General features: G+C 61.7%; 19 protein-coding genes. 1 reads left to right on the top strand and 18 read right to left on the bottom strand.

The window, feature by feature from the left end:
• Positions 1–42 precede the first annotated feature (42 nt).
• The 14 genes from PSUM_RS20920 to PSUM_RS20855 are packed head-to-tail and all read right to left on the bottom strand — an operon-like array spanning position 43 to position 13287.
• Positions 43–1290 (bottom strand): NAD(P)/FAD-dependent oxidoreductase, encoded by a 1248-nt coding sequence (locus PSUM_RS20920; RefSeq protein WP_020796179.1) that lies wholly within the window; start codon positions 1288–1290, stop codon positions 43–45.
• Positions 1277–2437 carry a cation:proton antiporter gene (locus PSUM_RS20915; protein ID WP_020796180.1) on the bottom strand — a complete coding sequence of 387 codons (1161 nt, stop codon included), beginning with the start codon at positions 2435–2437 and terminating at the stop codon, positions 1277–1279. Before PSUM_RS20915 ends, PSUM_RS20920 begins: the two co-directional genes overlap by 14 nt.
• Positions 2434–4773 (bottom strand): MMPL family transporter, encoded by a 2340-nt coding sequence (locus tag PSUM_RS20910; RefSeq protein ID WP_033044225.1) that lies wholly within the window; start codon positions 4771–4773, stop codon positions 2434–2436. The genes PSUM_RS20915 and PSUM_RS20910 overlap by 4 nt, the downstream gene beginning before the upstream one ends.
• On the bottom strand, positions 4757–5449 hold the full coding sequence (locus PSUM_RS20905) for an outer membrane lipoprotein carrier protein LolA (RefSeq protein ID WP_020796182.1): 693 nt from the start codon (positions 5447–5449) through the stop codon (positions 4757–4759). Before PSUM_RS20905 ends, PSUM_RS20910 begins: the two co-directional genes overlap by 17 nt.
• Positions 5446–5871 carry an acyl-CoA thioesterase gene (locus PSUM_RS20900; protein ID WP_020796183.1) on the bottom strand — a complete coding sequence of 142 codons (426 nt, stop codon included), beginning with the start codon at positions 5869–5871 and terminating at the stop codon, positions 5446–5448. The genes PSUM_RS20905 and PSUM_RS20900 overlap by 4 nt, the downstream gene beginning before the upstream one ends.
• Positions 5864–7408 carry an HAL/PAL/TAL family ammonia-lyase gene (locus tag PSUM_RS20895; protein WP_083350028.1) on the bottom strand — a complete coding sequence of 515 codons (1545 nt, stop codon included), beginning with the start codon at positions 7406–7408 and terminating at the stop codon, positions 5864–5866. Before PSUM_RS20895 ends, PSUM_RS20900 begins: the two co-directional genes overlap by 8 nt.
• The gene (locus PSUM_RS20890) at positions 7389–8330 is read right to left on the bottom strand and encodes a lysophospholipid acyltransferase family protein (RefSeq protein WP_083350029.1); all 942 of its coding nucleotides are present in this window, start codon (positions 8328–8330) and stop codon (positions 7389–7391) included. Before PSUM_RS20890 ends, PSUM_RS20895 begins: the two co-directional genes overlap by 20 nt.
• Positions 8327–9061, bottom strand: coding sequence for a glycosyltransferase family 2 protein (locus PSUM_RS20885; RefSeq protein ID WP_020796186.1), 735 nt, complete (start codon positions 9059–9061; stop codon positions 8327–8329). The genes PSUM_RS20890 and PSUM_RS20885 overlap by 4 nt, the downstream gene beginning before the upstream one ends.
• On the bottom strand, positions 9054–10733 hold the full coding sequence (locus tag PSUM_RS20880) for an acyl-CoA synthetase family protein (RefSeq protein ID WP_083350030.1): 1680 nt from the start codon (positions 10731–10733) through the stop codon (positions 9054–9056). The genes PSUM_RS20885 and PSUM_RS20880 overlap by 8 nt, the downstream gene beginning before the upstream one ends.
• Positions 10730–11275, bottom strand: coding sequence for a COG4648 family protein (locus PSUM_RS20875; RefSeq protein ID WP_020796188.1), 546 nt, complete (start codon positions 11273–11275; stop codon positions 10730–10732). The genes PSUM_RS20880 and PSUM_RS20875 overlap by 4 nt, the downstream gene beginning before the upstream one ends.
• Positions 11272–11526 (bottom strand): acyl carrier protein, encoded by a 255-nt coding sequence (locus tag PSUM_RS20870; protein ID WP_020796189.1) that lies wholly within the window; start codon positions 11524–11526, stop codon positions 11272–11274. The genes PSUM_RS20875 and PSUM_RS20870 overlap by 4 nt, the downstream gene beginning before the upstream one ends.
• Before the next feature lie 9 nt (positions 11527–11535).
• Complete coding sequence (locus PSUM_RS20865; protein WP_020796190.1) at positions 11536–11796, bottom strand: phosphopantetheine-binding protein; 261 nt, start codon at positions 11794–11796, stop codon at positions 11536–11538.
• On the bottom strand, positions 11783–12586 hold the full coding sequence (locus tag PSUM_RS20860; RefSeq protein WP_020796191.1) for a lysophospholipid acyltransferase family protein: 804 nt from the start codon (positions 12584–12586) through the stop codon (positions 11783–11785). The genes PSUM_RS20865 and PSUM_RS20860 overlap by 14 nt, the downstream gene beginning before the upstream one ends.
• On the bottom strand, positions 12562–13287 hold the full coding sequence (locus PSUM_RS20855) for a beta-ketoacyl synthase chain length factor (RefSeq protein WP_083350031.1): 726 nt from the start codon (positions 13285–13287) through the stop codon (positions 12562–12564). The genes PSUM_RS20860 and PSUM_RS20855 overlap by 25 nt, the downstream gene beginning before the upstream one ends.
• A 355-nt stretch (positions 13288–13642) precedes the next feature.
• Here PSUM_RS20855 and PSUM_RS20850 point away from each other — a divergent pair, with 355 nt between their 5' ends.
• The gene (locus tag PSUM_RS20850; RefSeq protein ID WP_083350032.1) at positions 13643–14413 is read left to right on the top strand and encodes a ParA family protein; all 771 of its coding nucleotides are present in this window, start codon (positions 13643–13645) and stop codon (positions 14411–14413) included.
• A 133-nt stretch (positions 14414–14546) separates the two neighbouring features.
• Here the strand turns inward: PSUM_RS20850 and trxC are convergent, their stop codons facing one another.
• The 4 genes from trxC to PSUM_RS20830 all read right to left on the bottom strand — a co-directional run bounded on the left by trxC (position 14547) and on the right by PSUM_RS20830 (position 21693).
• Positions 14547–14981 (bottom strand): thioredoxin TrxC, encoded by a 435-nt coding sequence (gene trxC, locus PSUM_RS20845; protein ID WP_083350033.1) that lies wholly within the window; start codon positions 14979–14981, stop codon positions 14547–14549.
• Between the two features lie 72 nt (positions 14982–15053).
• Positions 15054–16517, bottom strand: a complete 1464-nt coding sequence (selO, locus tag PSUM_RS20840; protein WP_083350034.1) for a protein adenylyltransferase SelO — start codon at positions 16515–16517, stop codon at positions 15054–15056.
• Between the two features lie 48 nt (positions 16518–16565).
• The gene (mscK, locus tag PSUM_RS20835) at positions 16566–19916 is read right to left on the bottom strand and encodes a mechanosensitive channel MscK (protein WP_083350035.1); all 3351 of its coding nucleotides are present in this window, start codon (positions 19914–19916) and stop codon (positions 16566–16568) included.
• A 34-nt stretch (positions 19917–19950) separates the two neighbouring features.
• Positions 19951–21693, bottom strand: a complete 1743-nt coding sequence (locus tag PSUM_RS20830; protein ID WP_083350036.1) for a potassium/proton antiporter — start codon at positions 21691–21693, stop codon at positions 19951–19953.
• Positions 21694–21813: the final 120 nt, after the last annotated feature.

The raw sequence follows: 21813 nt of genomic DNA, 5'->3' as shown, positions 1-21813 counted from the left end.
CACACCCTTCAACGGGCTTGCGCAGCACGTTGCTCAAGTCGCTCATGTCGCATCCCTTGCACAGAGTTCTGACAACATCCGCAGGCGACGTTTCGGTTCGGCGACGAATGGATTGCGCTCGTCCCAGGCATAGCCGGCGAGGATCGAGCTGATCATGCGGCGGATTTCCGCATTGCCATCCGGGTAGTAAATCACGTCCTGGAAAGTCCCGGCGTACCAGCTCTCGACGTAGCAGCGGAACGTATCGACCCCGCGCTTGAGCGGTTCGGCGAATTCACGCTGCCAGTCCACGGACTCGCCTTGCAGCTGACGGTGCAGCACCCCCGCGGCCATGCTCGCCGAGCGCATGGCGATGGTCACGCCAGAGGAAAACACCGGGTCGAGGAATTCCGCCGCATTACCCAGCAACGCAAAACCAGGCCCGTGCAGGGTTTTCACGTTGGCGGAGTAACCGCCGATGGTGCGTGCTGGCGTGTCCCATACGGCGTTGTCCAGTACCCCGGCCAGGCTGGGCGTCTCGGCAATGAAGCCGCGCAGGCAATCGTCGAGGTTATCGCTGCGACCTTCGAAATGTTCCGCGGCGGCCACCACGCCGACCGAGCAGCGGCCGCCGCTGAACGGAATGGTCCAGAACCAGATGTCACGCTGGACAGGATGGGTGGTGATGAGGATCTTGGTGCGATCGAAGTTCGGGTGGACGATGCGGTCTTCGACATGGGTGAACACCGCCTGGCGCACCGGGAAATTCGACGGTGCTTCAAGGTCGAGCAAGCGCGGGAGGACGCGACCGTATCCGCTGGCGTCGAGCATGAAGTCAGCGTCGATGTGGTACTCGCTGCCGTCTTCGCGACGTACGCCAAGCAGCGGTTTGGCCTGGTCGATATCGACGCTGACGATGGTTTCGCCATAGCGGATTTCAACGCCTTGCAGTGCGGCCTGATCGGCCAGCAGTTTGTCGAAATCCGCGCGCTGCACCTGAAAAGTCGTCGGCTTGCCCTGAGTGAAAGTGTCGCCGAAATCGAACGTGCTGTAACGCTCGCCCCAGGCAAACGCGGCCCCGGTTTTCAATTGGAAGCCCGCAGCATTGACGGCGTCGAGCATGCCTGCTTCTTCAACGAAATCCAGGCAGTGGGACAGCAGGCTTTCGCCGATGGAAAAGCGCGGGAAATGCTGGCGCTCGATCACCAGTACATCATGTCCCTTGCGCTTGAGCAGCGCGGCGACGATGGCGCCGGACGGACCTGCACCGATGACCACGATCTGGCGACGTTGCATTTCAACGATTGGCATGGGGGCTCCTTGCCGGGGCGGCAGCTATCAATGGGATACGGTGCATGCCGGCCAGTGCCGGCAGCAGGGTCGCGACCAGGCCCATCAGCATCAACGCAAAGTACAGCGCCGGGCTGATGAGCTGTTGTTGCAGCAGCAGGTTGAGAAAGACGATCTCGCTCAAGCCGCGAATATTCAGCAATATGCTTTCACGCCAGCGGCTGGCGCCCTGGAACGAGGCACCGGCCCAGCCAAGGCCAAGCCAGTTGCCCAGCAGCTTGCTGGCAATCGGCAACAGCAGCAGGGCCGCCAGCTGCACCCAGCCGAGGCTGTCCATTGCGCTGTGCACGTTGATCTGGACGATACCGAAGGTGAGTATCAGTGGAATGGCGATGTACGTCTGCAAGCGACTCATCCAGATTGCCGGCAACGGCAGGACAAGCGGTGCCTTGAGTGCTGCCATGATCAGTACATAAACGATGCCGAAAATGAGGGCATTGAGCTTGTAGTGCTCGGCGACCACCAGTAACGCGAAAAAGCCCAGGCTGTACAGCCAGGTTTGACGCAGGCCCAGCAGCCGCAGGAGCACGGGCAGGCAGGCCCCGGCCAAGGGTAGCAACAGGCTGCTCAGGTGCAGGCTGCCCTGGGCGAAAGCGAACAGGGTCCAGCAAGTCAGGTCGATGATGATCGCAGTCTGCACCAGTCGCCGGGTGGCGGCGTGCGGGTAAGCGATGTGCCGCAGGTACAGGTACAACACCGGGATCGCGGTAATGGCGAACAGCAGGCCGACCGCCAGCGAACTGATCCAGGGTTGCGGTGGCAGCAGCCAGATGGCCGTCGCGAGGCCGCAGGCAAACGGAATGCAGAAACTTGGCAGGGCGATTTTCAGGCTCTGGCGGTCCAGTTGCAGATCGATCACATCGCTGAGGATATAGCCCAGCAGCAGCGCGAAACTCAGGCTGTAGAGGTTCTTCAGCCAGGACGGTGACACCAGCGCCGCGCCGCTCAGTTGCCATTGCGGTTCGATCCAGAAGTACATCAGCAATGGCAAGCCGAGGGTCGCCAGCAGCAACTGGCTGACGATTGGAATCAGGCCAAAATGGCGACCGACCCGGGTCGCTACGGCGAACAGTACCAGGGCCATCGCCCAAAACAGCGCGATCATCATGTTGTCGGTTCCGTGATACTGGCGGCATGCACCTGGCGACCGGCCCAGGGCGCGAGCAGGAAGCTGAAGATCAGGCCCAGGCTTACCGACAGGCCGAAGTTACTCACCGCTGGCGTGCTCGACACTGCCAGCAGGCCGAAGGACAGCCAGGTGGTCAGTGCCGCCAGCAAAGTGCCCAACAGGCTCACGGCGGCGCCGCCGACCTGTTCGCGCATGAGGATGGCGTAGTCGACGCTGATCGCCGTCACCAGCAGCAGGCCGAACAGGCTGAAGAGGGTCAATGGCTGTCCCAGCCAGCCGAGACTGGCCAGGCTGCACAACGCCGCCAGCAATGGCAGGGACACAATGCGCAACGCGCCGCCAAGACCGAACGGCAGGGCAAGCACCAGGACGATCAGCGCGCAGGAGGCGAGTTTCAGTTCTGCGGCACTGACCTGGGTGGCGGCGAACACGTTGTTCAATTCGCCCAGTCGATCCACCAGCTTCACGCCCGGCAAATCTTCGGCCTGTACCCGCAACAGGGCAGGATTGTTCAGGCCCTGCAGGCTGACCATCGCCGCCACGCCGTCAGCGGTCGGCCCCAGCCACAACAGGCGATAAGGCTCGGCTAAGGGGCCGGCCAGTGCGCTGTCGATGTCTTCGATGGGCAGGGCCTGCAATTGGCTCAACTCTGCTTGCAGCGCCTGTGCCGGTACGCCGATATCGAGTAACGGCTGCCAAAACGCCGGCAATTTGCTCAACGCCTCACGCACCTTGCGCTGTTCGCTGGGCGGGCTGACCAGTTGGTTGAGCGACAGGTAACCCTGGAGTTTCTGCAGGCCAACCAACTGATCCAGGCGTTCACTCAGGGCGCCCTGGCGTTCGAGCAGTTGCTGTTGATCGGCCGCCTGCACCAGGAAAAACTGGCTGGTGGGTTGATAGCCCGTGATTCGCGCAATGGTCTGCGCTTCGTCAGTCAACTGCTGCGGGGCGCCCACCCATTGGCGGATGTCGTTGCGGGTCTCGAGCTGCACCAGGCCGCCGGCACAAAAAGCGATCAGCAGTGCCAGCAATACCGGCGTGCTCAAATGCCTGAGCAACGCTTCGCGGCGTCCCAGTAAAAATTCGCTAAGGCGCAGCGGCCATTGCGCCGGGCGCAGCTCGGCACCCTTGAGCAGCGCCGGCAGCAGGCACACCGCGGACAAATAGGCACCGAGCAGTCCCGCCGCCGAGAACACGGCAATCTGGGTCAGCGCCGGGAAGGGCGTCCAGGCCAGGGCCAGGTAGCCGATGGCGCTGGTGACCAGGCTCAGGGTCAGGCCCGGCAAGGTCAGGCGTAGCGCCGGCCAACTGTGCCAGGGCTTCAGGCTCCAGCTCTTGGACAGGTAATGCAGCGGGTAATCGACGGCGACACCGATCAGGCTCGAACCCAACACCAGCGTCATCACATGCATGTGGCCGAACAATGCCACGCAGGCCACCGCGCCGAACAGCATGCCCACCAGCACCGGGACAAACGCCAGCACGACACGCCAACGGCGGAAAGCCAGCAACAGCAACAACAGGATCCCGACGGTGGCACCGCCCCCCACCCAGGTCATCTCACGGGAAGCCTGGCGCTGGCCGTTGGCCGCGTACAGCAAACCACTTGCGGCGAGCAGTTGCACATCGGCCCGGGCGGCCTCTTCACGGCTGTGCTGGAGCAGGTCGGCCACTTGCAGCGGCAGGTTCATGTCGAAAGCATTGCCGGTGGCGCGCGCCCGCAGCAGCACCCAGTGCTTGCCATCTTGCTCGGCAATCAAGGCGCCACTGCCAATGTCCAGTTGCACGGCACCGTGCTGTGGCTGGCTGTTCTGGATGCGCCCGGTCAGGCCCAGCCAGTCATCCTGGCTCGGCACCAGGCTGAAACCGGTGAAGGGGTCAAACAGCGCCTGCACCCGTTGCTGGATAAAAGCATCGGGGTGTTCGATCAACTGCTCGCGATCTTCTGCCGCGAGCATGGCCAATCGGCCTTGCAGCAGTTGCGTGCGCAAGGCCGGCAAGTCGGCTTGCAGGTTCCATTGGACCTTGTCGAACAGGCCGCTGGCTTGCCACTGATCGCCCAGTGTTTGCGCCATGGCAATGGCTTGCTGGCGATCGGTGTGGCCAACCAGCACCAGCATTTCGCGATTCAGCGGTTCCTGCATGCGTTGTTCGGCACGCAGTTCCAGCGCATCCGGCGCGGTGCCGGGCACCAGCTCCATCAGGTTGGCCGACAGCGGGGCGCCGTCGCGCCATTGCCAGCCGGCAAGCGCCAGCACTGCCAGCAGCAGGATCAGGAACAGCCAGGGTAGCCTGCGTTCACTCGGCAAAGTCATGCTGCTCCGTGTCGCTTAACGGTTGCGCGCTGGTGCTGTCTTGCATGCGCAACAGCGTGCTGTCACCTTGGGTTTCCAGCAGCTCGATGCTGTGGACCAGTTCGCCGCCGGTGATGTTGATCTGGTTGAACACCTGCTTGAGCAGCATCGAGCGTGGCGTCAACTTCAGTGTCCAGTTTTGTGCATCGCCACTGAGCGCCAGCTCGAAATCCCGTTGCAGTCCGCTGCTGTCGCCTTGCAGGACGGCCAGGAACAAGCGGTTCTGCTCAGCGCCGGCGCTCTTGCCCGGCAACATCTGCCAGCCGCTGGCATCACGCCGGGCAATGCCTGTGGGGGTGATGCGGTAGTCCTGTTGCAACGGCGTTTTCAGCAGCCACAACAACCCGTGATTCTTCGCCAGGACGAAAGTGCCCTTGCTGGTCAGTGGCTGGGGCAGGGCGCGCAGGCGTTTTTCCTGAATGAAGTTGCCATGGATGACATCGGGCCTGGCCAGTTGCTCGCTGAGCTGCTGTAGATCGAAGGCGTTGGCCAGCCCAGGAATGCCCAGTAACAGCCAGAACACTGTAGGAGCGAGCATGCTCGCGAAAAACCTGAGGGCACCGCGGGGTGACAGGCGCCCAGCGTCATCGTTAGCGACCATCGCGAGCAGGCTCGCTCCTACAGGGCCGGAAATCATGGTAAGGCCCTCGCCACGGCGTCGGTAAATACCTTCGGCGAGGCCAATTGCATTTCGCGATTGCTCATGTCGACGGCGACCTGTACGGAAACACCACGGGTCAGGCGTTCGCCGGTTTCCAGGTCGCTGATCAGGTAATTGATCTTCAACCGGTTCTCCCATTCCACCAGATTGGCGCGCACGTTGAGCGTCTGGCCGAACTGGGCACCGCGTATGTAGCGCAATTGCAGGTCGATCACCGGCCACGCATAGCCCGATTCGGACATTGCCGTGTAGTTGTGGCCGATCTTGTCCAGCAAGGCGCAGCGGGCGATTTCCAAGTATTTGACGTAATGGCCGTGCCAGACGACGTTCATCCTGTCGACGTCGAAGAACGGCACGAGGATTTGCGTATCGGTGTAGAGCACTCCCTTGCTACGCATGCAGCCTCCAGTGTTGTGCGGCGATACGTAGCAGGCACAGGCGCAGTTCGCCCTCCAGCGCACGGTCTTCGATGACCGGTGGGAAATCCTTGGCCAATGCTTCATGCATGGCCGCCAGAGCCGGTGGCAGTGGGCGCGCATCCTCGGCCTGGGCGCGCAACCAGACGCCTTGGTTGGCAGCCAGCAAAGTGGCGGCGGCGACCTGTTCGGTCAGCTCCAACACGCGGATCGCATCACGGGCGGCGATGGTGCCCATGCTCACCTTGTCCTGGTTGTGGCACTCCGTAGAACGCGAGAACACGCTGGCGGGCATGGTGTTTTTCAGCGCTTCGGCGGTCCAGGCGCTGGCACCGATCTGCACGGCCTTGAAGCCGTGGTTGAGCATGGCGCGGTCGGCCGTGGCCCCGGACAGGTTGCTGGGCAAACCGTGGTTGTAGCGCTCATCCACCAACAGGGCGAGTTGTCGATCCAGCAGGTCGGCGACGTTGGCCACGAGGTTTTTCAGGCTGTCCATGGCGAACGCGATGTGCCCGCCGTAGAAGTGCCCACCGTGCAGCACGCGTTCGGCCTCGGCATCGATGATCGGGTTGTCGTTGGCGCTGTTGAGTTCGATTTCAATGAACGAGCGCAGCCAGTTCAGGCTGTCGGCCAGCACACCGAGGACATGCGGTGCGCAACGCAGCGAATAGCGGTCCTGCAGGCGATGCAGCGGTGCGGTCGGCGCGTCGATGGCCAGGTCCTTGCGCAACCAGGCGGCGACCTGCATCTGCCCAGGGTGTGGCTTGGCGGCGAAGAGGCGCTCGTCGAAATGTTCCGGGTTGCCTTGCAGCGCTACCACGTTCAGCGCGGTGATGCGCGTGGCCAGTTGCAGCAGATAATCGGCGCGGGCGTAGGCCAGGCAGGCGAGCCCGGTCATCACGGCGGTACCGTTCATCAGTGCCAGGGCTTCCTTGGGACGCAGCACCAGTGGCTGCCAGCCGAGTTCGCGGTGAACATCGGCGGCTTGCCGGCGCTCGCCGCGATAGATCACTTCACGCTCGCCGGACAGCGTGGCGGCAACGTACGACAGCGGCGTCAGATCACCGCTGGCGCCGACCGATCCTTCTTCTGGTATCAGTGGCAGGATGTCGTGTTCAAGGAATGCCTGCAGGCGTTCCAGCAGCTCCACGCGCACCCCGGAGACACCCTGGCAGAGCGACTGCAAGCGTGCCGCCAGTACCGCGCGAGTGGCTTGCGCGTCCAGCAATTTGCCCAGGCCGCAGCCGTGGAAGGTGTACAGATGACGCGGCAACGCCTCGACGTGATGCAACGGCACGGCGACCACGCAGGAATCGCCGTAGCCGGTGGTCACGCCGTAGATCACGCCTTCCTTGTCGAGCAGGGAGTCGAGGAACTGCGCGCCTTTGGCGATGCGCTGGCGGAACTGCGGGTCGCCCTGCAACTGCGTGGGCGCCTGGCGGTTGGCCAGGGCCAGCACATCGTCGATGCGCAAAGGGCGTTCGCCGAAGATTACAGGCTCAAGCGTTGGCGTCGTCATCGGTCTTCCAGAAAGGGTAAAAGTTGAACCATTGTCGAGGTGCCTGGAGGCAATAGTGACTCAGGCGCTCGGCATAGCGGGTGGCCCACTGATGTATGACCTGTTCGCGGTCGCTGCGTTTCCAGGTGATCGCGTCAGCGAAGGGTTCGAGGGTGAGTCGATAATGGCCATCGGCCTTTTTCAGGCACAGCAGCAGGTGGACCGGGCATTTCAGCAGCCCCGCCAGCAGCCACGGTCCTTGCGGGAACTTTGCCGGATGGCCGAGGAAGTCCACGGTCACGCTGCGCCCGCCGTGCAGCGGCACGCGATCGCCGGCAATCGCCAGCCATTCGCCGCGTTCCAGGCGTTCGTGCAGTTGCAGCATGATCACTGGGTCCAGTTCACTGACCTGGATCAGTCGCAGATTGGTCGCCCCGGCTTCGCCCAGCAAGCGGTTGAATCGCTCGGCGTGCTTGGTGTGCACCAGCACGTTCATGGTGACCTTCTCGCCGATTTCCGCCAGTGCGCGGCAGACTTCGAGGTTGCCCAGGTGGGCGCCCACCAGCATTTGCCCGCGCGTGCCGCGTAACTGGTTGCGCAGCAATGCCGGGTCGATGATTTCGATGTGCTCGATGCCCAGCTTGCCGTTCCACACGTCGAGCTTGTCGAGCAGGGAGTCGGCGAAGGCCATGAACTGGCTGAATACACGCCAATGACTCGGGCGCAGTTCGTCGCGACCGCTCCAGTCGGCGAGTCGTTGCTGATACTCCCAGGCGCTTTGACGGGCACTGCGGCCGAACAGGAAAAAGTACAACACGATGCCGTACAGCAGCGGGCTCAGCAGTCGACGCCCAAGCACCTTGGCGGCGACCGCGGTAAATTTCATCAGCCAGAAGCTGCCGCGCTCCTCGCGGTCGGCCCAGTGTTGCTTGTCGACGTTCATGTGCGCCACCGACGCCAGAGGATCAGCGGCGAGCGCAGCAGCATGCCGAAGAACAACCGGGTGTGCATGCTGGTAATCAGTACGTTGTCGTGGAACATGCGGAAATGCGAAACACCGTCCAGCGGGTAATGGACTCTGGTTTGCAGCCATTGCATCGGCTGCCCGCGCCAAGCGAGGCGGACCAGGATGTCCGAGTCGAAGTCCATGCGCTTGCCGATTTTCGCCGATTCGATCAACGCCAGGACCGGGGCCAAGGGATAGAGGCGATAGCCGCACATGGAGTCGCGAATCTGCAGCGACAGCGTGTTGATCCACACCATCACGTGGGTCAGGTAGCGGGCGTACAAACGCCCCTTCGGCACGCTGTCGTCATACAGCGGATAGCCGCAGATCACGGCGTCGGGATGGGCGCGGGAGCGTTCGACAAAACGTCGCACATCCTGCAGGTCGTGCTGGCCGTCGGCGTCCACCTGCAAGGCGTGGCTGAAGCCCAGGCGCGAGGCTTCCCGCAGACCGGTCATCACCGCACCGCCCTTGCCCTGGTTGGTGGCGAGGCGGATCAGATACACGTTGTCGCGCAGCGCCAGTTGATCGAGCACCCTGGCACAGGGCGGGCTGCTGGCGTCGTCCACCAGAATGCACGGCAGGTGGTTGGCCAGCAGCGCATCGACCACGGTGGTGATGGCGGTCTCGTGGTTGTAGACCGGGACGACGGCGCAGGGGTTATGCATGTGCCGGCTCCAGCAAAATCCGTCCACTGGAACAGGTGGCGGTTTCGTTGCGATAGGCGAAATACAGCTTGCCGCGGGCTGGGTCGAAGCGCAGGTGCAGTTGGACTTCGTCGCCGGGACGCACCAATTGCTGGAATTTCAGCACCTCCATGCCGGCGAATTTCTGTGGCAGGTTCATCAGTTGCTGGCCCAAAAGCAGCGCCCACTCCACCTGCACCACGCCGGGCAATACGGGAGCTGTGGGAAAGTGCCCGCTGAAATAGGCAAGATCCGGCGGCACGGCCAGTTGCAGGCTCCACTCGCCATTGGCTTCGACCTGTTCCAGCACCACAGGCGCCTTGGGGCGCGGTGCCAGAAGCACGGCTTCGACGTCGGCCTGGGGTAGTTTGCCCTGGGCATTCAGCGGCATTTGTTGCAGCAGGCGCCAACGCCTTGGCAAGGCCAGGGTTTCACAATGCAGGCTCAGGTGTTGGCGCAGTTGTTCGGTGAGTGTGCGTCTGCCCTGATTGCGCAGCACATGCAAGCCTGCGTCAGTCAGGACCAACAAGGCGCCCAGCGAGGCGCGGTTTTCCTGGACGACACCCAGGCGCGCTTCTGCCACCCAGTCGTGGGCCATCAGTGCCTGCTCCAGCATCGGCAGCGAGATCCGTTTCTCTTCCAGCTTGACGATCCGGTCCAGTCGTCCAAGCAACTCGAAGCGGCCGTCAGCCGCGATTCGCGCTGCATCGGCGGTGTGCTCGATATGGCCGTCAGGCAAGTAGGGCGAGGCGATGAGCAAAGCCCCCTCGTTGTCCTGGGTCAACTGGACGCCAGCAAAGGGTTGCCACAGTGACTGACCCTGCCGCCAGGCGATGCCGCCGGTTTCCGAACTGCCGAATATTTCCGTCGGCCATTGGTGCAGGCGTTCATGCAGACGCTGCGCGGCCTCGACGGGCAATGCGCCACCGGAGGAAAACACCCGACGTACTGCGCTCAGCGCCGGCCAGTCGAGGTTGTCGCCCATGCGCTTGAGCAGCGCCGGGCTGGCCACCCAGGCGAAGGCCGGGTGTTCGAGACTGGCACGCTGCAGGTCTTCGGGGAAGGCCAGTTGTCTGCGAACGAACGGGCGTCCCGCGCACAGTGGCCACAGTACCCGGAACAGCAAGCCATAGATGTGCTGGGTGGCGACGCTGCCAATGATGCAGGCTGGGCCCAGGTCGGCGCCCCACAGCTGTTCCAGGGCCTGGACTTCATTGACCAGCTGGCGCAGGGTTTTTTCGATTCGCTTGGGTTCGCCGCTGGAGCCGGAGGTGCACAGGCTCAGCGAGCAGCCGTCAAGATCGAGGGCAGCGGCGCCAAGGGGCGCATCCTGATAATCGCCCGGGTGTGTGTCGTCGGGCTGATCGGTGAGCCATAAATCGACTTCACCCGACCAGCGCTGGCGGGTTTGCGGTTGCAAGTCGGCCGGCAGCAACACGCTGACCCCCGCGCGCCAGGCGCCCAACAAGGCAATCGCCAGGTCCGCGGCGTCTTCGAGGTGCACGGCAATGCGCCGCACACCGCGGGTTTGCAAGCCGGCGGCCAGGCGCAGGGCCTGCTCGCGCAATTGTGCGTGATCAAGCTGCGGGTCGGCCGTCACGGCTCGCCCCGGCTCGGCCTTGAGCAACAGATGCTCAAGTTTTATCCAGTTCATGCGCGGCCTCTTACCCGTTGGCGTATTAGCCATTCAATGGCAAACATCAGGCCTATCAATCCATAGGAGATCAGGCCGGTGTACAGCATCCACCAGCTCAGCGGCGCCCACAGTGTCAGGGCTGCGGCGCAGATCCCGTTGCACAGGAAAAATACACACCAGGCGATAGTCACCTGGCGGGTATAGCGAATGGCCTTGGCGGGCAAATGTGCTTCGCGCAGGCGGGCCAGGCGTTCGACCATCGGTGGGCCGTACTTCAGGCTCAGTCCGAACAGCCCCAGCATGAAGGCGCTGATCAATACCGGATACCAGCGCAGCAGTGCCGGGCTGTCGAACAACGCCAGCAACAGGCAGAACAGGATGGCCACGCCCGCCATCCACGAACTGCCTGGCCGTCGCTTGCCGGTCAGCGCGCGTGCCAGCCACAGGCTGCCCAGCAGCAACCCGAACTGCCACGGGGCGAAATGCTCCATGCCGAAATACACCGCAAAAGGGTATAGCAGGCCAGCCAGCAGTAAGCCGAGGCCGATCAATCGACTCATGCGGCCGGTTGAACCAGACGGTAGACCGCCTCGACCACGTCGCTGACGGTACGCACCGACTTGAATTCTTCGGCCGCGATTTTCTTGCCGGTCTGGCGCTTGATGTGATCGATCAGGTCGACCGCATCGATGCTGTCGATTTCCAGATCCTGGTACAGGTTGGATTCGAGGCTCACCCGGTCCGGGTCCAGTTCGAACAGTTCGACCAAGGCATCGCGCAGGGTGTTGAAAATGTCGTCACGAGTTTGCATGGTCCGGTCTCAAGCTGCCTGTTTTGCAGTGACGAAGGCCGCGAGGCTCGCCACGTTACTGAAGTGATTGCGCGTGTCCTTGGCGTCGGCATCGATCTTGATGCCGTATTTTTTCTGGATGGCCAGGCCGAGTTCCAGGGCGTCCACCGAGTCCAGGCCCAAACCTTCGCCGAACAGGGTCTGCTGATCGTCGATGTCGTCGGCGCTGATGTCTTCGAGGCCGAGGGCTTCAATGATCAGATCTTTTATTTCACGGTTAAGATTGCTCATCTTCGGCGAGCTCCTTGATAAAGTAAGAATGCAAGTAATCGTTGAGCTTGCGCGAGGCCAGGGGGGGCGGGCCGAGCGCGGCGAAGGCCTGGGGGTCTATATCGTCCCCCACACGGAAACTGAAGTGTACGCGGCGCTTGGGGATCCGATACCAGGGTTCGGCCTTGGTCAGTGTGGTCGGGCTGACCCGGATCACCACGGGGCTGAGGATTTTCGCACCACGCACGGCAATTGCCGCGCCGCCCCGATGAAAGGCGGGCGCCTGGCCTGGCTGGGTGCGTGTACCTTCGGGAAAAATGATCAGGGTCTGGCCTTGTTTCAGCGCATCGGCGGCGGCATCGAGCATGTCCATGCTGCCATCGTTGCTGATGTATTCGGTGCGACGCAGGGGCGTGCGGGTGAACGGGTTATCCCAGAGGCTTTGCTTGACCACGCAGTTGGCGTGTGGGACCAAACCGATCAGAAATACCACGTCGATCAGCGATGGGTGATTGGCAACGATCATCTGGCCGGGCCGACCGAGTTTTTCCGCACCCTCGATTTCGTAGGTCAGCACGCCGGCGCGGGCCATGAAGCGCACGAACAGCCAGAAACAGCGGCTGACAGTCTGACGCGCCCGCAACCGGTGGGTATGGGCATCACCTGGCAGGCAGGCCAGCAGCGGGAAAATCACCAGGCGCAGGCACAACCCGCCCAACCCGAACAGGGCAAAGCTCGCGGCGGTGGCCAGCAGGCGCCAGTAATAGGCATCGCGGTTTTTTTCAGTCACAGCTTGCGTTGCCAAGTCCATACACGATTTTTCCAGGCATGTTGGCAGGTGGTTTGCGGACCCAGCAGCGTGCACAACAGATTCAACGCGTGCGGCCATCGAGCGTTTGACAACGCATCCGTGGCACTGTTCAGGGACAGCTGCCAGTCATTGCCCGGGGTAATCAGCAGGCCGACGGCATAAGGGAAGGGCACGTCGTCGATCCAGGCCGAATAGGCCTGCGGCGGTTGCTCTTCGGTAACCACCAGTAAAACCGCGGGCGAGCCTTCAGCCAGCAGGGCCGCCGCCTCCAGCATGCCGTTTTCAAGGCCGTCGCCGGCGGCGGCCAAGGCAGTCATTTCGCTGGTTTCACCGCGCATGATCGACCACAGGCCGATGATCGCGTTATGCACCGATAGGCTGAACTGGGTCGGCGACAACGGTTGCTCGACGGCCAGGTCGCTCAGAATGTCGAAGGTGCGCGGGGTTTCGCCGTGACGGGAAACAAAGACCAGTGGCAGGTCCTGGCGACCTTCGGCCAATGGCCAGCCGACACTGAATGCCATTCGCGCCAGACGGCTGAGCCGCCGGCGTTGCATGGCCGGCAGGAACGAGACATCGGGTGCGGCATCGCTGGCCGGTAACATCAATGGTTGCCGGCACCAGGCCTGCCAGTCATCCACGCTTTCGAGCCCCGGGGCCCAAGCGCGCCACTGGGCGATGTTGAAATTAATCACAGACATTCAATCCCGCCCTTGCAGGCTTCCTGACGCGGTGAGTGGCGCAACGGCACGGCACACCCTACGTGGCGCTTGGCGCCGAGTGGTGCGCATTATCCCGGTGCGACGAACGTGTAGCAAACACTGGTTACGTTTTGCTCGATGAGATGTACCGGTCAGTTCACAAAAACTGAACGTTTGGCAATTATTCACATTTTCATCGGGCCGTCTGTCGGTTCAGGTCTCGGCGTATAGTGCCCCCAGCGGCTTTTTCCGTAAGAAAACACTGATGACCATGTAGTCCATGCGCATGCGAGCTAGCGAAGCCATGCCCTGCACCACTACACTCGGTCATTCTTTGGTACACGGAGGTTTTGCAATGCGGCGCGTGGTGTTCAATCAGAAAGGTGGCGTGGGCAAATCCAGTATTGCCTGCAATCTGGCGGCGGTCAGCGCCAGCGAGGGCTATCGCACCCTGTTGGTCGATCTCGATGCCCAAGCCAACGCCACTCAGTACCTGACGGGACTCACCGGTGACGATATCCCGATGGGTATCGCCGATTTCTTCAAGCAAACCTTGTCCTCCGGGCCTTTTGCCAAGAAGAACCAGGTCGATATCTACGAAACGCCGTTCGACAACCTCCACGTCATCACCGCCACCGCCGAGCTGGCCGACTTGCAGCCCAAGCTTGAGGCCAAGCACAAGATCAACAAGCTGCGAAAGTTGCTCGAAGAGCTTGATGGTGATTACGACCGGATCTACCTGGATACACCGCCGGCCCTGAACTTTTATGCGGTTTCTGCGTTAATTGCCGCCGATCGTGTGTTGATTCCCTTTGATTGCGACAGCTTCTCCCGCCAAGCACTTTACGGTTTGCTGGCAGAAATAGAAGAACTGAAGGACGACCACAACGAAGGCTTGGAAGTCGAAGGCATCGTGGTTAACCAGTTCCAGGCCCGTGCGAGCCTGCCCCAGCAAATCCTCGACGAGTTGATCGCCGAAGGTCTGCCGGTGCTACCCGTGTACCTGGGCAGTTCGGTGCGCATGCGCGAATCCCATCAGGCCAACATGCCGCTGATCCATCTGGACCCGCGGCACAAGCTGACACAGCAGTTCGTTGAGTTGCATAACTTGCTGGAAAACACCTGATTCCCAAGGGCAAAACGAAAACACTGTGGGAGCGAGCCTGCTCGCGAAGGCGGGAGTTCAGTCAACAGAGACGTTGGATGTGAATCCCCCTTCGCGAGCAGGCTCGCTCCCACATTTGGTTTTCGGGTGGCCTTTAGATCCCCTGGCTACGCAACCAGCTCATCAGTTGCGCTAACGGGAACGCCCCGCTCTGGCGGGCGACTTCCCGACCGTTCTTGAACAAAATCAGGCTCGGTATCGAGCGAATCCCCAGCTGCGCCGACAATTGCTGGTTCGCCTCGCTGTCCAGCTTGGCCAGCCGACACTTGCCGACCAATTGCCCTGCCGCCTGCTCGAACACCGGCGCAAACGATTTGCACGGTCCGCACCAGTCTGCCCACACATCCACCAAAAGCGGCAGATCGCCTTTGATCTGACTGGCGTAATCACCTTGCTTGAGTTCGAAGGGCTTGTTCAGCAGGACCTCGGCCTTGCAACGTCCGCATTTTGGATGGTCGCCCAGGCGCTCGGCGGGAATGCGGTTGAGGCCGTTGCAGTGGGGGCAGGGGATGAGGAGTGGGTCGGTCATGACGGATGTCCAGTGAGGAGCGAGTAGTCTGTATCTGGAGCCACTCGCTTGTATTTTCAATCGCGCGGCACTTCACGACGAACAACTGATCTCCAGATGCTTGCCCCATTCCGGCGGCCTCTCGGCGTAGCTCTCCATACCGGGTTGTTCGTCGAACGGCTTGCTTAGCACCGCGTGCAGCCGGCGGACTTCCGAGTAGTCGCCGCTCTCTGCCGCATCGATGGCCTTTTGCGCCAGGTAGTTGCGCAGGATGTACAGCGGGTTGACCGCATGCATCCGGGCGCGCCGCTGCTCCTGATCCACCTCGCCTTCCCGGGCCACTCGGGCGACGTAGCGCTCGCCCCAGGCATCAAAACCCTTGAGGTCGACGAAGTCATCGCGCAAATGGCCAACGGCCGCTTCGGGGGCTTTTTCGCCCAGGCGCCGGAAGAACAGGCTGTAATCGACGCCGCTGTTCTGCATCAGTTGAAGCAATTGCTCCAGCAGCTTCTGGTCGTCCTCTTCGGCGGTGGTCAGGCCGAGACGGCGGCGCATCAGGTCCAGGTAATGAGCCTGGAACAGCGGCAAGTACAGGCCGAGGGTTTCGCGCAGGGCCTCGACGCTGATGAACGGTGTCAGCGCCTGGGCCAGGGCGCTGAGGTTCCACTGGCCAATGGGCACCTGGTTGCTGAATGAATAGCGGCCCTGGTCATCGGAGTGGTTGCAGATGAAGTTGGCGTCGAAATCATCGAGGAAGGCGAATGGGCCGAAGTCGAAGGTAATGCCAAGGATCGACATGTTGTCAGTGTTCATTACGCCATGGCAGAAACCGTAGGCTTGCCACTTGGCGATCAGTTCGGCATTGCGCTCGACCACTTCGCGGAACATCGCCAGGTACGGTTCCGGTTGTTCCAGGCACTGCGGGAAGTGCATGGCCAGCACATGGTCGCCCAGGATTTTCTGCTGCTCGGGACGTTTGGTGTAGTAGAAGTATTCGAAATGCCCAAAGCGTACATGGCTCGGTGCCAGGCGCAGGACCATGGCCGCGCGCTCTTGTTTTTCGCGCCAGACCGGGGTGTCGGAGCCAATCACGCACAGCGCCCGAGTGGTCGGGATGTTCAGGGCCTGCAGGGCTTCGGAGGCGAGAAACTCGCGGATCGAGGAACGCAGCACTGCGCGCCCATCGCCCATGCGCGAAAACGGCGTCTGACCGGCGCCCTTGAGGTGAAGGTCCCAGTGCTCGCCGGCCTCGTTGTACACCTCGCCCAGCAACAGGCCGCGGCCATCGCCCAGTTGCGGGTTGTAGGAACCGAACTGGTGACCGGAATAGACCATCGCCCTGGGAGTCGCGTCAGCCCAGAGTTTGTGGCCACTGAACAGCTCAGCGAACTCTTGGGTTTCGGCCACGGCGGGGTCCAGGTCGAGCAGCGCCATGGCGGCGGGGCTTGCGACCACGAGACGTGGGTTATCGATTGGCTCGGGCAGCACGTGGGCAGAAAACGCATCGCCCAGGCGGTCGAAGCGATTGTCGAAGGTCAGTTCGTCGAGGGCTTTCAAGGGCCGGCTCCAGCAGAATGTCCGAGCATTCTGCTGGGGAATGCTCGGTTAGTCGAGTTTGGCGGAAGGTGGCTCTTGCACCGGCTTGCCATCGACCAGTGGCACGATGGTTTTCGCTTCCGGCTCGATCGGCACCATCTTGTATTCCTGCCCGTGGAGATTCTTGAGGTAGACCTCTAGCTGGCGGAACGAGATGTTGATGTGCTGCTTCTTGAACTCGCGGTTGATGAAGCGGTTGACCTCATCGAGCACCGGGTTGCGGTCGCCGAGGTCGCGCACGTGCATGCGCAGCTCGTGGTCAAGAGTGCTTTCGCCGAAGTTGAGGAAGTACACGTTCGGCTCGGGTTCCTTGAGCACCCGCGGGTTTTCCCGTGCAGCCTTCAGGAGCAATTCCTTGACCAGGTCCAGGTCCGAGCCGTAATCAACCCCGAGCTTGAGCGTGACCCGGGTGATGGTATCGGTCAGCGACCAGTTGATCAGCTGCCCGGTAATGAACGTCTTGTTCGGGACAATGATGTCCTTGCGGTCGAAGTCGGTGATGGTGGTGGCACGGATGCGAATCTTGCTCACAGTACCCGACAGGTTCCCGATGGTGATGGTGTCACCGATGCGCACCGGGCGTTCGAACAGGATCATGATGCCGGAGATGAAGTTGGCAAAGATTTCCTGCATACCGAAGCCGAGGCCGACCGAGAGCGCCGCGACCAGCCATTGCAATTTGTCCCAGCTCACGCCGAGGGTCGACAGGGTAGAGACGAAACCGATACCGGCGATCAGGTAGGACAGCAGCGTGGTGGTGGCATAGGCGCTGCCTTGGGCCAGGTTCAGCTTCGAGAGCACGAACACTTCCAGCAGGCCGGGCAAGTTACGCGCCAGGGCAAAGGTAATACCGATGATGATCAGTGCACCGAGCATGTCGCCGATGCTGATCGGCACCATGCTCATGTTGGCACCGGTGCCGCTGGTGTATTCGTAAAGGGTGACGTTGTCCAGGTACGAGAACACCGTGATCAAGTCGGCCCAGACCCAATACAGCGCAGCGATGAAGCCACCCAGCAGGGCCAGGCGAATCAGGCGCAGGGATTGTTCGTTGACCTTCTCGATGTCCAGCGTCGGTTCTTCGATGATCGCTTCGCCGTCGCCGGCCTCTTTTGCCGCCTGGCGTTTGGCCAGGGCGCGCTGGTAAGCCAGGCGCCGTGCCGCCACGCTCAGGCCGCGCACGAAGGTCGCTTCGATCACCAGCCAGAACATCAGCAAGTAAAGGGTGTTGATCAGTCGGTCGCTGAGTTTGAGTGCGGTGTAGTAGTAGCCGAAGCACACGGCCACGAACAGCGCGATGGGCAGCGCGGTAAACAGAATGCCCAGGACCTTGCGGAACAACGAGGCGTTTTCGTGGGTCGGGCTGCTGATCAGCAATCGACTGAGCAGCCAGGTCATCAAGGCGTAGCAGATCAGCACCACCGGCATGCCGAGCACGTCATCGGCCAGCGCCGCCGGTTGCAATTCCGCCACCGCCACCACGGTGACCAGTGCCATCACCACCATGCCAAGGCGGCGGACCCAGCCCCGGAGGAATTCGACCTGGGGTTTTTCCCAGCGGAAATGCAGTTCTGCCACCCCACCCGGCGCGAGGATTCGGTAGGCGGTGTAGAACACCAGCCACGCCCCGGCCATTTGCAGCAAGGCCGCGCCCATGCTCGCGTTCTGCCCGCGGGCGTCGATTTGCAGGGCCAGGCCGCACAAGGCGAGGGCCAGTGACACTGGCATCGCCAGCAGGATGTTGATCAAAATGGCTTGGGGTGTGTGCCACTGGCTATCACGCTTGAAATGCCCGATGTCCTGGTGAACCTTGTTCAGGCGGGCATACAGCTGCTTGCGTCGCCATAGCAGTGCACCAATCAGCAATGCCAGCGGCAGGAACAGCAGTGGACGCTGGGTCAGGCCGTCGACCAGTTCACTCAGGCTCGAAGCCCAGGGCAGGGTATCGACCTGACGACTCAGGCGCTCCGGCACAGTACTGAACCACTCCACATCCAGCGGTTTGTTACTGGGAATCCAGAACATCTGCTCGTCGAGTGTCGCCCGCAAGCTTTGCGCGGTACTCAGCAGTTGTTTCTGATTCAGTTGCAGGGTGATGGATTCGTTGAGTACCGCGCTCAGTTCGCGGTTCAGCCGCTCCAGCAGGTCGGCACGGGTGGTGGCCAGCTCCAGCAGGCTCTTGCGCAATTGCGGGGTGACCTGCTCGGGCGGTTGGGTCGACAGCAGGTTGTCGACGTAGCTCGCCGGGTTGCTCAGCAGCTCCCGTTGCTGGCTGACTTCGAATTGATACAGGCGAATGTCGGCGATCTGATCCGCCAGGTCACGGTCGACCCGCAGGCGTGGCAAGGCCTGTTTCTGCTTGTAGAGAATCTTGGACAGCAGCAGGCTGCCCTTGAGCACGTTGATCTGCTCGTCCAGGGCTGAATCGCTCTGGGTCAGGCTGTCCAGTTGTTGCTTGGTTTGCAGGTTTTTCTGCGTGACTTCGTTGAGGCGGTCGGTGCTTTTGAGCAGATAGTCCGAGAGTTTCAGGTTCGCCGTGCTTTCGACGGCCAGCAGGCTGCTGCCGCCGGCCTTCTGCGCTTCGATCGATTGCTGGGTGACCGTTTCCTGGGATTGTGCAAGGCGCTTCTGGTTGATCAGGTTTTGCAGCTCTTGGATTTCCTGATCCAGGCGATCGGATTTTTCCGTCAACAGGTCATGCTGGCTGTTGCCCAAGTCTTGCAGCTGAGTGTTGCTCGCCAGTTCCTGGCGGCGCAGCGGGATCAGGGCGTTCAGTGCCATGAGCTCGGCATTGAGCTGGTCGCGCTGCTCGGCACTCAGGGTTTTGCCGGCGTCTTTGCCGGCCTTGAGGATGTTGTTGATCTGCTGGATGCGCGTCTGGCTGGCGGAAATTTCCCCTTGGGCGCGTTCGGGGCGAGTCTGGGCGGTAATGATCAGGCTGTTGGCGTCGCCCAGGGCTTTTTGCAGATCGCTTTGCTGGGTCGAACGTTCGGTGAGCAGTTGCTCAAGTTGCTGAATCGACTCTTTGGCAAAACGTTGCGCCACCGGTACCACGCTGCTGGCCTTCAGGCGGGCCAGTTCGCGTTGGTTCTCAATGGTCAGTTTGGGCGCGCTGGCCAGTTGTTGCTTGAGCTCGACCAGCTTCTGCTCGTAATCACGCTGATTGTTGAGCTGTGTCAGCGTGCTCTGCAGGACGGATTGCAGGGCCTTTTGATCGGCTTCCGGCAGTTTGCGGTCGGCGATCTTGTCCAGGCTTGCCTGCACGGATTCACGGGTGGGCGGTTCGGCGGCTTGTACGGTACCGACAGAGAGGCTCAGGCCCAACAGGACCATGACGAAAAACGTGCGCAGGCTTGACATAGTGACCGATCGAAAACGAGACGAAGAATGGAGTTTAGAGGAAGAGTCCCGGGCCGGGGCGACTTCCTTCGGGGAATCTGACGCCCACTTTGCCGATCTTGTTCCCTTCCATGACCGCAACGGTCCAGATGGTGTTGTTCCATTCAACCTGGTCACCGACCACGGGCGCACCCCCAACTTTCTGGGCAATGAAGTGCCCCAGGGACATGTCCGGATCGATGCCTTCGACCTTCAACCCGTACAGGGCGGCAACAGCGGCCAGCTGGGCGTCTCCTTCAAGGACGAAGTCGCCGAAGAAACGCAAATCGAGGCCCCGCTGCGGCGCCTGGCTGAACAGTTTTCCGAGGGCCGGCAGGTTGTGTTCATGGCCGATAACACACAGCAAATCATCGACTTCCAGTACCGTACTACCCGACGGATGGAGCAGTTGTTCGCCACGAAACAGGGCTGCGATACGGGTGCCTTCGGGCATTTTCAGCTCGCGAAGATGCGAACCGATGCACCATTTCTCGGCGCCGAGGCGATAAACGAACAGTTCCCACTCGCTGGTGACGTGCACTTCCAGGGCCGAGCGGGAGATTGGCGCAGGCTCGGGTGGCACCGTCACCTTCAGCAGTTTGGCGATCCACGGCAAGCTTGTGCCTTGCACCAGCAGCGATACCAGCACGATAAAGAAGGCGAGGTTGAAGTACAGCTGGGCGTTGGGCAGGCCCGCCATCAGCGGGAACACCGCCAGAATGATCGGAACCGCACCGCGCAGTCCAACCCAGGAAATGAACGCCTTTTCGCGCCCGTGAAACGCCTTGAACGGTAGCAGGCCGACCATCACCGACAACGGCCTGGCAAACAGGATCATCCATAGCGCCAGCGCAAGTGCCGGCAGGGCAATCGGCAACAGATCGTGGGGCGTGACCAGCAGCCCCAGCACCAGGAACATGCCGATCTGCGCTAGCCAGGCCATGCCATCGAGCATGTGCAAAATGCCGTGACGGCTACGCACCGGGCGGTTGCCGATAACCAGGCCGCACAGGTACACGGCCAGGAACCCACTGCCGTGCAGGGCGTTGGTCAAGGCGAACACCACCAGGCCGCCGGCAATGACCAGGATTGGATAGAGGCCGGTGGCCAGGTGGATACGGTTGACCAGTTGCAGCATCAGCCAACCGCCCCCCAGGCCGATGATGCCGCCGATGCCGAACTCGCGCAGCAGGTGCGTCAACAGGCTCCAGTGCAGGCCGGTCTGGCCGCTGGCGAGCATGTCGATGAGGGTCACGGTGAGGAACACCGCCATCGGGTCGTTGCTGCCGGATTCGATTTCCAGGCTGGCGGTCACCCGTTCGTTCAGGCCTTTGCCGCCGAGCAGGGAAAACACTGCGGCGGCGTCAGTAGAGCCGACGATGGCGCCGATCAGCAGGCCCTGCATCAGGTTCAGGTCGAACAGCCAGGCCGCGGCCATGCCGGTCAGCCCAGTGGTAATCAGCACGCCTACAGTGGCCAGCGACAGCGCCGGCCACAAGGCCACGCGAAAACTCGATACGCGAGTACGCAAGCCACCGTCCAGCAGGATTACCGCCAATGCCAGGTTGCCGACCAGATAAGCGGTGGGGTAGTTGTCGAAGATTATGCCGCCGCCATCGACGCCGGCAGCCATGCCCACGGCCAGGATGATCACCAGGATCGGGATGCCGAGGCGCGACGAAAGTGAACTTACCAGGATGCTCGCACCTACCAGCAACGCGCCGATCAAGAACAGGCTGTTGATGGTCGTCGCATTCAAAGGCAGTACTCCGGAAGGCTGAAAAGCGGGCACAAACTGACCATGCAGTCTGCGTGCCAGCGATTCTAACCTGTTGAAATGTGATGCTGTCAAAAAGCTTTTGCCAATCAAATGATCGCA

It is taken from the genome of Pseudomonas umsongensis (assembly GCF_002236105.1).
Taxonomy (GTDB): domain Bacteria; phylum Pseudomonadota; class Gammaproteobacteria; order Pseudomonadales; family Pseudomonadaceae; genus Aquipseudomonas; species Aquipseudomonas umsongensis.
This window is presented reverse-complemented; position numbering and strand designations above follow the sequence as displayed.